Annotated in this window: 14 protein-coding genes; 9 read left to right on the top strand and 5 right to left on the bottom strand. The window is 37.3% G+C overall.

What is annotated here, in order from left to right; genetic code table 11:
• The first annotated feature begins 496 nt into the window (after positions 1-496).
• Complete coding sequence (locus tag P3L56_RS09000) at positions 497-964, top strand: glycine zipper 2TM domain-containing protein (RefSeq protein WP_042844020.1); 468 nt, start codon at positions 497-499, stop codon at positions 962-964.
• Between the two features lie 483 nt (positions 965-1,447).
• Here the strand turns inward: P3L56_RS09000 and slyA are convergent, their stop codons facing one another.
• A complete protein-coding gene (slyA, locus tag P3L56_RS08995; RefSeq protein ID WP_042844021.1) occupies positions 1,448-1,882 on the bottom strand; it encodes a transcriptional regulator SlyA in 435 nt (144 codons plus the stop codon).
• Between the two features lie 537 nt (positions 1,883-2,419).
• The gene (locus P3L56_RS08990; RefSeq protein ID WP_042844023.1) at positions 2,420-2,659 is read right to left on the bottom strand and encodes a DUF1289 domain-containing protein; all 240 of its coding nucleotides are present in this window, start codon (positions 2,657-2,659) and stop codon (positions 2,420-2,422) included.
• Positions 2,660-2,835: 176 nt separating this feature from the next.
• On the opposite strand from P3L56_RS08990, the gene gloA reads away from it, so the two are divergent.
• Together gloA and rnt are read left to right on the top strand one after the other, a co-directional pair.
• On the top strand, positions 2,836-3,243 hold the full coding sequence (gene gloA, locus P3L56_RS08985) for a lactoylglutathione lyase (RefSeq protein ID WP_004910442.1): 408 nt from the start codon (positions 2,836-2,838) through the stop codon (positions 3,241-3,243).
• 127 nt (positions 3,244-3,370) lie between these two features.
• Positions 3,371-4,015, top strand: a complete 645-nt coding sequence (gene rnt, locus P3L56_RS08980) for a ribonuclease T (RefSeq protein WP_042844024.1) — start codon at positions 3,371-3,373, stop codon at positions 4,013-4,015.
• An 81-nt stretch (positions 4,016-4,096) separates the two neighbouring features.
• Here the strand turns inward: rnt and P3L56_RS08975 are convergent, their stop codons facing one another.
• Positions 4,097-4,444, bottom strand: a complete 348-nt coding sequence (locus P3L56_RS08975) for a Grx4 family monothiol glutaredoxin (RefSeq protein ID WP_042844025.1) — start codon at positions 4,442-4,444, stop codon at positions 4,097-4,099.
• Positions 4,445-4,914: 470 nt separating this feature from the next.
• Here P3L56_RS08975 and sodB point away from each other — a divergent pair, with 470 nt between their 5' ends.
• A complete protein-coding gene (gene sodB / locus P3L56_RS08970; protein ID WP_042844026.1) occupies positions 4,915-5,493 on the top strand; it encodes a superoxide dismutase [Fe] in 579 nt (192 codons plus the stop codon).
• Positions 5,494-5,928: 435 nt separating this feature from the next.
• On the top strand, positions 5,929-6,954 hold the full coding sequence (gene purR / locus P3L56_RS08965) for an HTH-type transcriptional repressor PurR (protein ID WP_042844027.1): 1,026 nt from the start codon (positions 5,929-5,931) through the stop codon (positions 6,952-6,954).
• A 9-nt stretch (positions 6,955-6,963) separates the two neighbouring features.
• On the opposite strand, the gene punR is transcribed toward purR, so the two are convergent.
• Positions 6,964-7,869: a DNA-binding transcriptional activator PunR gene (gene punR, locus P3L56_RS08960; protein WP_042844028.1), complete on the bottom strand. Its 906-nt coding sequence runs from the start codon at positions 7,867-7,869 to the stop codon at positions 6,964-6,966.
• Positions 7,870-7,991: 122 nt separating this feature from the next.
• Between punR and punC the strand changes: the two genes are divergently transcribed.
• The 3 genes from punC (at position 7,992) to P3L56_RS08945 (ending at position 10,579) form a co-directional block, all read left to right on the top strand.
• The gene (gene punC, locus P3L56_RS08955) at positions 7,992-9,215 is read left to right on the top strand and encodes a purine nucleoside transporter PunC (protein ID WP_048607018.1); all 1,224 of its coding nucleotides are present in this window, start codon (positions 7,992-7,994) and stop codon (positions 9,213-9,215) included.
• A gap of 308 nt (positions 9,216-9,523) precedes the next feature.
• Positions 9,524-10,282 (top strand): helix-turn-helix transcriptional regulator, encoded by a 759-nt coding sequence (locus P3L56_RS08950; protein ID WP_225832903.1) that lies wholly within the window; start codon positions 9,524-9,526, stop codon positions 10,280-10,282.
• Between the two features lie 24 nt (positions 10,283-10,306).
• Positions 10,307-10,579 (top strand): putative quinol monooxygenase, encoded by a 273-nt coding sequence (locus tag P3L56_RS08945; RefSeq protein WP_048607016.1) that lies wholly within the window; start codon positions 10,307-10,309, stop codon positions 10,577-10,579.
• A 229-nt stretch (positions 10,580-10,808) separates the two neighbouring features.
• Here the strand turns inward: P3L56_RS08945 and P3L56_RS08940 are convergent, their stop codons facing one another.
• The gene (locus P3L56_RS08940) at positions 10,809-11,471 is read right to left on the bottom strand and encodes a riboflavin synthase subunit alpha (protein ID WP_198861328.1); all 663 of its coding nucleotides are present in this window, start codon (positions 11,469-11,471) and stop codon (positions 10,809-10,811) included.
• Positions 11,472-11,754: 283 nt separating this feature from the next.
• Between P3L56_RS08940 and P3L56_RS08935 the strand changes: the two genes are divergently transcribed.
• Entirely contained in the window at positions 11,755-13,128 is a 1,374-nt protein-coding gene (locus P3L56_RS08935) for an MATE family efflux transporter (RefSeq protein WP_210831653.1), read from the top strand.
• Positions 13,129-13,285 lie beyond the last annotated feature (157 nt).

Here is a 13,285-nt window from a genome sequence, read left to right as displayed (position 1 = left end):
CATTAACTTGACTAAATATCACTATAAAAGATTGTGCTTTGATGAAGATTTTTGTCAACAATTCGATGCAATTTCTCGGGCAGCTTCGCAGGAATAATAAATAATCACCTTTAAGTTAAAAATAACTAGACAAACTAAATAAAAAAGACACTTTTTAATATCACGATTTCTCTTTTTGTTTACAATGGTTCATAATAAAATTATAAACCAAGCACTAGTTACAGGGTCTTGACTAAGATGATAAGGCGTTCTATTTAGCTATAGATGCGAAATCATACTCATAACTTGACATCCCTTTAACAAACAGTGCCTTTGTCAGTGAAATAATCCTGAATTTGAGATATTTTACCTAGTGTTTACACTCTATTTAAACCAAAATAAGTAATCTAACCTTCGCTTTTTAATACCATTATTTTGATAATTGTTGTGTTTATGGTGAAAACAAATATACGATGCTATGTTAGTGCCACAGACAGCAAATCTCATAGGAGTTATTATGCTTAAGAAAGTTTTTGTAGGTGTTGTTGCAGTTGCAGCGTTATCAGGCTGTGTCAATACCAGTACGCTTTCTGGTGATACTATTTCAGCCAAGGATGCGAAACAGGTACAGACTGTAACCTATGGTACCGTTTTGAATGCCCGCCCTGTGACAATTCAAGCTGGTGAAGATGGTAACGTTATTGGCGCAATTGGTGGTGCTGTGCTCGGTGGTTTATTAGGTAACACTATTGGTGGTGGTACTGGTAATACACTAGCAACTGCAGCAGGCGCAATAGCAGGTGGCTTAGCAGGTCAGCAAGCACAAGGCGCATTGAATAAAAGCCAAGGGGTTCAGTTAGAAATTCGCTTAGATAGCGGCAAAAATATCGTGGTTGTTCAAAAACAAGACCCAAGCACTTTCCGTAACGGTCAACGCGTTATGATTGCAAATAGCGGCAATACAGTCACTGTATCTCCTCGCTAACTTTACTATTCTAAATTAAAATATGTTCACCGGCTCTTGGTCGGTGAACATACTTAGTGTTAATTAACTAATATTTAGTTATTAATAACCTCTATTAATTAATTATTTCCCTATATTTTTATCTTTAATATCATGTGTAGTATTCTAGTTAGTCATCCCTCTAGTTATACATATAGATATTTCATTATTCAATGTGAAATAGTTATTTAAGTTATCATTTTTTAGTGAAGGTTTTATTGCTGAGTATTCTACAAGCCGTGTATCATCACTAACTAATGATTGCAGAATAATGTTAAAGAAATTATTTTAACTCAAACCATACACTACAAAAATAACTGCAATACAATATATATTTCACAGAAATAATTTACCATCTATAAAGATCATTTTATTTAAAATCAATTTGAATAATTATTGTCTTTATAATAATCACCATAATAATAGTTGGTGTTATATTTATTCACATGCTAAATTATACCAAATTCAAGAGTCATTCTGTAACTGTATAATGTTTCTTTCAAGTTTAAGAAGTAACTGAGACAGTTGCTCAAGCTCTTCTTCACTAATATTATTCAATATTTCTAGCCGTGTATTATTAATTACTTGGTCTACTGTCTTAATAAATGGTTCAGACTCTTCTGTCAATTTTATTCTTTTAGCTCTCCTATCATTTGCACATATATGCCTAGAAATGAGTTTTTTTTCCTCTAATTGGTCAAGGGTTCTCACTAGTGATGGTTGTTCTATTCCTATTGCCTTAGCCAGTTGTATTTGCGATTGTTCCGGTGGTAACTGGCTAATATTATGTAATGTAACCCAATGTGTTTGCGTAAGTTTAAGGGGTTTTAAACGATGATCGATTAATGCTCTCCACATACGGACTACACGTGATAATTCTGTTCCAATTTGTGATTCCAATTTACCCTCCTTTATATAATTATAATGTCTAAAAAATATACCAGACTCATATTATTTTTAAATTATATATTAATTTCCTTTTATATTTACAACTTTTTATTGATGCATAGGACAACAAATACCTATTTATAGTGATGACAAACTCTTCATGAGACGATGTACCTCTAACTAATACCTTGCGACTCATGCCTTTTCAAATTAGTAGGCTTAATAAAGCAACCTATCAATTATCTTATTAATAAGAATAGCCTTACTCTCCTTTCGGATCTATCTATTTTAACCCTTATAGTAATTACAACTAACAATAAAAAAAGCAATACCAAATAAATGGTTTAAAAACAAAAGTATATAGTTAATCTTAAAAATATGTTATTTATGGTTGTTTTTATAGAATCCATAGCTATTTTGAATAAATAAAATTTTATTGAAAGATAAACAACGGAATTAATTAAAATAAAATAATTAAAAAAGAACTAGTTACTTTAATTAACAAAACAATTGATTGAATTATAAAAATAGATTCATTTGTATAACACTTTAAAAAAGCTGTTGTTGGGGATCGGGTAAATCTTTTGCAGTCGCCTGTTTACTCAGTGACCTTAAGTACCGTTGACGGCATAATCGAATAATATTTCGTTTTTCAGGATCAGAAAATTTTAACCAGTTAAAACGCTCATCTCGTGTACGATAACAACCTCGGCAGTAACCTTGTTCATTTACTTGGCAAATACCACGGCAAGGGCTTGGAATATCAAAGAACTCGAGTTGCTCAGCCATATAGGTATCCCCTTAAAAGAAAAAACACAATAAATGTATGATATACTATGAAAATAAGCATCACTGCCGTTCGATTAAAAAATATACTACAACCATTGTATTTATCAATATAGACACGTTATATTAATAAATACAACGATTCAGGTTTTTTCTGGAAATTTTAAGAGGTTTATAATATGCGCTTACTTCATACTATGTTGCGTGTTACAGATATGCAGCGTTCAATCGATTTTTACACCAAAGTACTGGGCATGCGCCTGTTAAGAACCAGTGAAAATACTGAGTATAAATATTCTCTTGCTTTTGTTGGTTATAGTGATGAAAGCGAAGGCGCAGTCATTGAGCTAACCTATAATTGGGGTGTTGATCAATACGATATGGGGAATGCTTATGGTCATATTGCACTAGGTGTCGATGACGTTGCAAAAACTTGTGATGATATCCGCAATGCAGGTGGTAATGTTACTCGTGAAGCCGGCCCTGTAAAAGGGGGAACAACTGTTATCGCATTTGTTGAAGACCCTGATGGCTATAAAATTGAATTAATTGAAAACAAAAGTGCAAGTAAAGGCTTAGGTCACTAATTGACCTTTCAATTACAAAATTAAGGCTGCCAATTGGCTGCCTTAATTTTCTTCTATGTTTACCTACAAATTTTTACTGGTTTTGGCATAATACGAGCCAATCAGAAACTTATAATCGAAAGTCCTAATGTCTGAAAAAAATAATCCTAATGCCCTGGTTAACCGTTTCAGGGGTTATTACCCTGTTGTTATTGATGTTGAAACCGGTGGGTTTAATGCCAAAACTGACGGGCTGTTAGAAATCGCCGCGATTACCTTAAAAATGGATAAAGACGGCTGGCTGTCTATGGATGAAACATTGCATTTTCATATAGAGCCATTTGAGGGTGCAAACCTTGAGCCATCTGCGCTCGCCTTTACTGGCATTGACCCTACTAATCCATTACGTGGGGCCGTAAGTGAATACGAAGCATTACACGCAATATTTAAAGTGATCCGCAAAGGAATGAAGAACACGGATTGTAACCGCGCAATTATTGTTGCTCATAATGCAAATTTTGATCACAGCTTTGTTATGAATGCCGCAGAACGCGCGAGTTTAAAACGTAACCCATTCCACCCATTTGCAACCTTCGATACTGCAGCATTAAGTGGTTTAGTGTATGGCCAAACTATTTTAGCAAAAGCATGTGTCGCTGCAGGTATTCCATTTGATGGGAAACAAGCCCACGGTGCTCTGTATGATACTAACCGTACTGCCCTATTGTTTTGTGAGATTGTCAACAAATGGAAAAAGCTTGGTGGCTGGCCTATCGTTGAGAACGAAGAGTAATTGAATTACATATAAAAAAACCGTATTTGCTAAAATACCACTACGTTAGCTAAATACGGTTTTTTGTTATCTATCGCAATATTATTCTGCGCTAGTTTCGTCTGTTGGGCGATATTTATCCGCAGTTTCTTTAATCAATGATTGAAGTTCACCGCGCTGGAACATTTCCATGATAATATCACAGCCCCCAACCAGCTCCCCATCAACCCACAGTTGAGGAAAAGTTGGCCAATTTGCATATTTTGGCAGTTCTGCACGAATATCTGGGTTTTGTAGGATATCAACATAAGCAAAGCGTTCACCACAAGAAGACAGAGCTTGGACTGCTTGAGCAGAAAAACCACAGCTCGGAAGTTTTGGAGAGCCTTTCATGTATAATAAAATTGGGTTTTCTTTGATTTGGCGCTCGATTCTTTCAATTGTCGTCATTTTTACTTCCTTAGAACAAAGATACTGGTTTTGCAGTCAGCCGACAAGCATGATTTACTGCGACTTAATAGAATGCATTGACCATTATAATGTGAAACTTAATTGTTTCATACAATATGCCAGTTTTACAGGGGCATTACTATAACATCCAAAAAACCAAAAAGGCACCTTTTCTATCTTCTGCTCACCTAAGTCAAACAAATAACTCGCTATTGTTTAAATTCGAAAAACTGGCGTTCTTCCTCACAAATACCCATACAATATAAATAGTTAATGATTTTGTTTTTTGCTAACATATAAGTAACATGATTACCGTTACCCTTTGTAAGGTTTATCGTGTTATCATTAATATATTAAATACCATCTCGCCAATGAGCGAAATGTTGATAACAAATTGCCATCTTTTAATTAGCTCATTTTAAGAGCAAACACCCGAAGTATTTTATACAAAAGCAATCAAGGAGTACGCAATGTCTTTTGAACTACCCGCTCTACCGTATGCTAAAGATGCTTTAGAACCATATATCTCTGCTGAAACCTTAGAATATCACTATGGCAAGCACCACAACACTTATGTTGTTAACTTAAACAACCTCATCAAAGGCACTAACTTCGAAGGTAAATCTCTAGAAGAGATCATCAAAACTTCTGACGCTGGGGTTTTTAACAATGCTGCTCAAGTTTGGAACCACACATTCTATTGGCATTGTTTAGCGCCAAATGCAGGTGGAGAACCAACAGGCAAAGTTGCTGATGCGATTAATAAAGCATTCGGTTCTTTCGCTGAGTTTAAAGCGCAATTTACTGACGCTGCGACCAAAAACTTTGGCGCAGGTTGGACATGGCTAGTGAAAAAAACCGATGGTAGCTTAGCTATCGTTAATACATCTAATGCTGCAACGCCAATTTCTGGTGAAGATAAGCCTGTATTAACAGTTGATATTTGGGAGCATGCTTACTATATCGATTACCGTAACGCGCGTCCTAAATACTTAGAAAACTTCTGGGCGCTAGTCAATTGGAAGTTTGTTGAAGAAAATTTAGCATAGTGATATCTGTTGATTTCTAAATAGCTAAGGGCGAGATATCTCGCCCTTATTTTTTACGCACATTGCTATGAGTAAAAATAAAATCAAAAAATATGTGCAGCAATAAAAATAATCATTGCTAATGAACCCAACGCAGCCAGTAATCCATATTTAACATCTGTATCCATGAGTTCCTCTCATCTAAACGTAATTGAATTAGCGAATAACCATATTAACACAAAGGTTATTAAGTATATATATCCAAAAAAACAAAACTCGTGCCTATATCACATGTTATAACATCAATTATTTCTTTCGTTTTTGCGCTAGATCAGACAAAATCGACAACAAATCGCTAAATTATTGCCAGCAAAGGATCAATGCATCAATATGCTGGTAATTTTTTAACAAGAATGCTTATAGAGACCTATTGTTGGTCAGGAGTTTTTTTCCCCCATGGCAACGATTAAAGATGTGGCGAAACGCGCTGGCGTATCTACCACAACCGTATCCCATGTTATTAATAAAACGCGCTTTGTGGCTGATGATACTAAGGCTGCGGTCTGGGCTGCAATTAAAGAGCTCAATTATTCACCAAGTGCGGTTGCCCGTAGTCTAAAAGTTAATCACACTAAGTCGATTGGTTTGCTGGCAACCTCCAGTGAAGCACCCTATTTTGCTGAGGTAATAGAATCAGTTGAAAATAGCTGCTATGAAAAAGGCTATACACTAATCCTCTGTAATTCCCATAATAATTTGGGTAAACAAAAAGCCTATCTACAAATGCTTGCGCAAAAACGCGTGGATGGTTTACTCGTTATGTGCTCTGAATACCCAGATACTTTAATCAGTATGTTAGAAGATTATCGTAATATTCCAATGGTCGTTATGGATTGGGGTACGTCACGAGGTGATTTTACTGACAGTATTATCGACAACTCATTCCATGGCGGCTACCTTGCAGGGCGTTATTTGATTGACCGTGGCCACCGTGATATCGGTGTCATTCCTGGTTCACTCGAAAGAAATACAGGCATTGGTCGTTTAACTGGTTTCCAAAAAGCGATGGAAGAGGCCAAAATTACGTTAAAAGATGAGTGGATCGTCCAAGGGGATTTTGAGCCTGAATCAGGCTACAAAGCAATGATGCAAATCCTTAGCCATAAACAGCGCCCTACCGCGGTCTTCTGTGGTGGTGATATTATGGCAATGGGAGCGATTTGCGCCGCAGATGAGATGGGCCTGCGTGTACCGCAAGATATTTCAGTGATTGGCTATGATAATGTGCGTAATGCGCGCTATTTTACCCCTGCTCTAACGACTATCCACCAGCCAAAAGAGCGTTTAGGGCAAATGGCCTTTACAATGTTACTCGATAGAATTGTGAATAAGCGCGAAGATGCGCAAACTATCGAGGTACATCCACGGCTGGTTGAACGCCGCTCTGTTGCTGATGGGCCATTTATTGATTACCGCCGATAACTTAGCAACCTAAGTTGAAAGCCATTCCGCGTTAAGTGTTTCAGTATCACCGAGGTAATCTAATAACCAACTTAACGCTGGAGATGTGTTTTTTTCAACCCAAGTTAGGCAGCAAGGGCTTGGTGGAAATGGTTGTACTAATGCCAATTCCACTAACTTCCCTTCCTCGCATAAAGGGGTTGCGCGGTGTTCGGGCACCATGCCCACACATAGCCCATTGACTAAACATGCCAAACCATTTTCCCAATAAGGCACAACAAGACGCCGCTGGTTATCAAGGGCCCATGTGTCTCTTTTGGGTAAATTACGGGAGGTATCTTCTAAGCATAAACTGGGGTATTCACGCATTTGTTCATCCACCAACTTACCTTCTATTTTGGCTAATGGGTGCTCAGGGCTCGCAACACACATCCAAGACATGAAACCCATATCACGAAAACTGTATCTTTCACCGATGGGGGAAGCACGTGTTGCGCCAATCGCCACATCAACACGACCATCAGCTAAAGCATCCCAAACACCATTAAACACTTCAGGGTGAATATACAGTTCAATATCAGGAAAATGACGATAGAAATCTAGAATGAGTTGTTCTGTGCGCTGCGGTTTGACAATGCAGTCAACTGCGATACTAAATTGACCACGCCAACCATTTGCGACTTGTTGGCATTGATGTCTGGTATCTGTCATTTTTTTGATAACAGAACGACTTTGTTTAATAAATATTGCCCCAGCCTCGGTAAGAACTACATCACGATGGCGACGTTCAAATAAAGGGACAGCAAGCCATTCCTCAATTTGTTTTACCGTATAGCTAATCGCAGATGGAACACGGTGCAACTCATCGGCAGCACCACTAAAACTTCCCGTACGAGCCACTGCATCAATGACTTCGAGCGCATGAGCTGACCACATAACATCTCCTTTCAAAAATTTTGATAGCAAGATCCAAATATTACCGTTTCACAACATAAAAAAATAGCCTATACAATAGAACTACTGTTAACATTTTTTTAAATATCAAATAAGTAATAATTATGACGAATACTGTGAAAAAAAATTCCCCTGGGTTTATGATTTACCTTGCAGGGTTAAGCATGCTGGGGTTTTTAGCGATTGATATGTATCTACCTGCTTTTGGGGCAATGCAAAACTCACTGCATACCACAGAAGGGGCTATCAGCGCTTCTCTCAGTATATTTTTAGCTGGTTTTGCTTTTGCTCAGCTTCTATGGGGACCATTATCAGACAAACTTGGTCGTAAACCTGTGCTTATCGTTGGGTTGGCTATTTTCATTTTAAGCAGCCTAGCTATTTTTTGGGTTGAAACTGCGACACAACTCTTAACTTTGCGTTTTCTACAAGCTGTCGGTGTCTGTTCTGCGGCCGTTTTATGGCAAGCTCTCGTTATTGACCGCTATGATGAAGCAAGCACGCAAAAAGTTTTTGCTTCTATTATGCCATTAGTCGCTTTATCCCCTGCTTTGGCGCCTTTATTAGGTGCTTGGGTTTTAGAACACCAAACTTGGGAAGCCATTTTTCTGATCCTCATGGCCGTAGGTATATTACTTTTATTACCAACGTTATTTTTGAAGAATGTTTCTGTCAAAAACATCACGGATGAAAAACAACCCAAAACTAAAGTCTCTTTTGCTAACTTGTTAAGTTCACCTATTTTTAGTGGTAATGTACTTGTTTATGCCTCTTGTAGTGCTGGCTTTTTCGCTTGGTTAACGGGCTCGCCATTTATTTTGCGGAATATGGGGTTTAACCCAGCAGATATAGGCTTAAGTTATATCCCTCAAACCTTAGCTTTCATTGTTGGTGGCTATGGCTGTCGTATTGTATTAGCAAAAGTTCGCGCTGAAACTTTATTCCCTCTATTATTGACGGGTTATGCAGTAAGCATGGCAATCTTATTCATTATAGCTATCTACAGTACTCCGTCACTAACTATGATTTTGATCCCATTTTGCTTTATGGCGGCGATGAATGGGGCTTCCTATCCAATCGCTGTTTCGAAAGCATTAAATGCATTCCCGAGTGCAAGTGGTAAAGCGGCGGCATTACAAAATGCCTTGCAATTAGGGTTATGTTTTTTAGCCAGCTTGCTCGTTTCTGCTCTTACTTTCGACCCACTTCTGGCAACAACGGGGGTAATGGCTGCAACCATCATTCCAATGACGATTGGTTATTTTATGCAACGTTGTTCCAGCAATAGTGAAAAAGCGCTAAAACATGCCGATTGCCAAGCCGATTGATAACAACATATGATTCACTTTAAACCATGCCGCAAGCTTAGCGGCATGGTTTTCGTTTATTAACCAATAAAAATACTCCCAACTTCTCACCGCGAATATTCAGTTATTCATGACAAATAATCTTATCTGTTATTTAGATACTCAAAGACTAAAAACTGTATCTACTTCATATATTTCTAATATTTAAAGCGTATTTCACTAAAATAGAGGGATTTTATTTTTTTATCTACTAAGATATAGATTTTCTATAGTTAATTTTCTTGTTAGAAAGCGTTATCATTGCCATATCAAATAATGAGTGCTCAAGAATGATGTTGAAACAGTATTATCCACCAGATGAATTAAAATCCTTTGTTAGTTCAATTTTGATCATTAAAGAATTTTCAGGAACAATTAAAATTTTTCCAGGAACTGGTGCTGAAATTTGGGTTTCATCAGATTCTTTTTGCATGTCAACAGAAAAACATTCAACAACAGACTCTTTCCAATTAATTATTCCTAGAGTCAATACATTCACGGCTAATCCTAACCATTCAAAAGTAATGGTGTTGCGTATACGCCATGATGCACTGCGCTTTTTACTTCCCCTTAGTACGTTTAATTACACTGATAGGCCTATGGCTCTGAGTGAAATATGGCAAGATCGCTGGTTTGAGTCCTTAGCCAACTCATCATTTAAAGAACTTTTAGATTGCTTCAATCGAACTAAAGCCAATAAAAAGCCTCATTTTATCGATGACATTTTAGAATTGCTGTATCGCAACCCTACAAAAAAAATAACAGAACTTGCTGAAGAAACAGGATTACATGTACGGGTTATTCAAAAAGAGTTTTTAAAAGAGTATGGCATTACCCCAAAACGTTATCAGATCAATTGCCGCTTAGAGCATGTTTTGAAGAGTATGGTAGTAGAACAAGATACATACCGATGGTTTGAAACAGGCTATTATGATCAGTCCCACTTTTATCGCGATTTTAAAAGATACTTTACTATGACCCCGTCGGCATTTTTAAAATCAGAGTATTCGCTTTTTTACAATACAAAAACTAAGTACCCATTAAGATAGTTCTTAATACATAAGGAGAAAGGAATGAGTATTGTTGTGTATGCCCAAATTACGACGGAAAAATCAGATGGGTATTTGACGCGAGAAATCGTTCGTGACTTAGCAAAATTAAGTCGCCGAGAGAAAGGATGCATTCAATATGATCTTATGGCTAAAGAAAATGGTTACATTGTTTTCGAAGAGTGGGAAAATACTCAAGCGCTAGAGATGCATAAAAATAGTCCACATTTCAAACGTCTAGTCGATGCAATTGAACGTGATAACGCTAGTTTTTCAGTCAACTTCAGTGAAAAATAACTAGTTGACGTTTAAGGTTAGCCATTAATAAAAATTTCACCCTCTTTTATTAATTTTAACTTATTGTAATTAGCGGAATTGTAGAATTAGATTATTAAACACGCCCGATAAATTAATTCCCCCTTCGTAATTGACCTTGGCTATAGCACCATAAACCGCTGCTATAGCCTAATTAGATAAAGTAATCAAACCTAACTAACAGCTTAAGACCCCTTAAAGGTAATATTTACTAAGGCTCATTAGCTTCTATTATTTCATTAGTTTGTTGTAAAAACTTTTCTTGTTCTTTTTGGTTCAAAACACGTTCAACCGTATCAACGATTGCCTGAGTCTGAGGATCGATTTCAATATTCACTTTGTCCCCTAAACGTTTTTGACCTAATGTAGTTCGCTCCAAAGTCTCTGGGATCAAATGCACACAAAAACGATTATTGATGACATCACCTACAGTTAAGCTGATACCATCTATGGCAACAAACCCTTTATGTAAAATATATTTCATCAATGATTTATCGTGAATCGCCAACCAAATTTGATGGTTATCTTCTGAGGTGAAAATTTTACTGATTTCTGCAGTTGTCATAATATGACCAGAAACAACATGCCCCCCAATTTCATCACCGTATTTAGCAGCACGTTCAATATTAACCACATCCCCTTCTTTTAGTGCGCCAAGGTTGGTTAAACGTAATGTTTCTTTAATGAGATCAAAGCTAACCTTTTCACCATCAATTTTTGTCACTGTAAGGCAACAGCCGTTATGTGCAACAGATGCCCCTGTTTCTAAGCCGACTAATAATTCAGGGGTAAATTTCATTACATGAGTACGAAAATTAGCTCTTTCAGTGATTTCTATAATAGGAGCTGTAGCTTGGACAATGCCTGTAAACATAATAAATCTCAGTGTAGTGAATTAATGACTTCAGTTTACATAAGAATTCTTAGAGATCTATCTTATTTGAGTGATAAGCGACAGACCAATTCACTGGCAAACTAGCGATATAACCAGCACCTAGGTTTAAAAATGCTTTTTTATTACATTCAATTATATCATTATTGGATTCTCTCTAGAAAAGGGATAGAATGAGCGGTTTTTATTAAAGCTTATACTTTAAGTAAATCATTTATTTTTCTAGTTTTTTTCCTATTACTCGTTTTATTATGAAGGTGTATGCGTGCAGAAATATTTTACAGAAGCGCGTAGCTTGCTGGCACTCGGTATTCCTATTGTTTTAGCTCAATTTTCACAAACTGCAATGGGGTTTGTGGATACTATTATGGCTGGAAGCGTTAGTGAAATAGAGATGTCCGCAGTTGCAGTTGGGGTTTCAATCTGGCTGCCCGCTATTCTTTTTGGGCAAGGGCTATTGATGGCATTGACGCCTATTGTCGCTCAAATGAATGGGTCAGGTCGCCGAAATTTAATTGGCGATCAGGTTCAGCAAGGTCTATGGCTTGCATTGTTCTTAGCGTTGGGCATTATGTGTTTGCTCTATAATAGCCAGTTAATCATTCATAACATGCCGCACATTGATGCTGAATTAGCCGATAAATCAGTGCGATTCTTACATGCAATCATGTGGGGAGCGCCAGGATACCTATTTTATCAAGTCTATCGTAGCCAATGTGAAGGTTTATCGAAAACGAAACCGGGGATGGTTATTGGTTTTCTTGGTTTGATGGTGAATATTCCTATCAATTATATCTTTATTTATGGGCACTTTGGAGCACCTGCACTAGGTGGTGTCGGTTGTGGTGTTGCGACAGCTACAGTGTATTGGGCTATGTGCATAATGATGAGATGGTATGTGAAACGAGCGCATTCTCAGCGTGATATTCGCCCTACTCTAGTTTTTACATCGCCAAATCCATTAATTTTAAAGCGCATCATTGTATTGGGTACTCCTATTGGTTTAGCTCTGTTCTTTGAAGTCACATTATTTGCTGTTGTTGCACTATTAGTTGCACCGTTAGGTATCATAGCCGTTGCCGGTCACCAAGTTGCTCTTAATTTTAGCTCAGTGATGTTTATGTTCCCATTATCATTAGGGATCGCTGCAACAATCCGGGTTGGTTATAATTTAGGGCAAAAATCTACCGAGGCCGCTAAAGTTTCATCTTACACTAGCTTAGCGGTTGGCTTAATGGTGGCTTGTATTACTGCTATTTTAACTATCGTATTCCGTGAGCCAATTGCGATGATGTATAACAAAAACCCGGAAGTTGTGGCTTTAGCGTCTAGTTTGATGCTATATGCCGCAATTTATCAATTATCAGATTCCGTACAAGTTATTGGTGCTGGTATCCTACGGGGTTATAAAGATACACGTTCTATTTTCTTTATTACTTTTACAGCTTACTGGCTACTAGGATTACCTGCAGGCTATATCTTAGCCTTAACCGATATTGTTGCTCCAGCCATGGGGCCTAAAGGGTTTTGGATTGGTTTTATAATTGGCTTAAGCGCAGCAGCCATTGGTATGGCAACACGGATTATGTGGCTTCATAAACAATCTGAAGAGTTTATTTTAGTTCGTTCGACTCGCTAATTGACGGTTTTTTAAGCTTTTAACTGTACGGGAAGATGTATTTCGCATCAGATAGTTTTAAATACGAGCAAACTATCGCAAAAATACATTTTCCCCTTGCCAGATGCGCATCATAACGTTAATATTCGTTCCCGTTGTCAGCTAGATAATTTTTTAA

Source organism: Providencia sp. PROV024, assembly GCF_032709665.1.
In the GTDB taxonomy this organism is placed as follows: Bacteria; Pseudomonadota; Gammaproteobacteria; order Enterobacterales; family Enterobacteriaceae; genus Providencia; species Providencia huashanensis.
The sequence above is the reverse complement of the archived record's forward strand: the minus strand, read 5'-3'. Positions and strand labels throughout refer to the sequence as shown.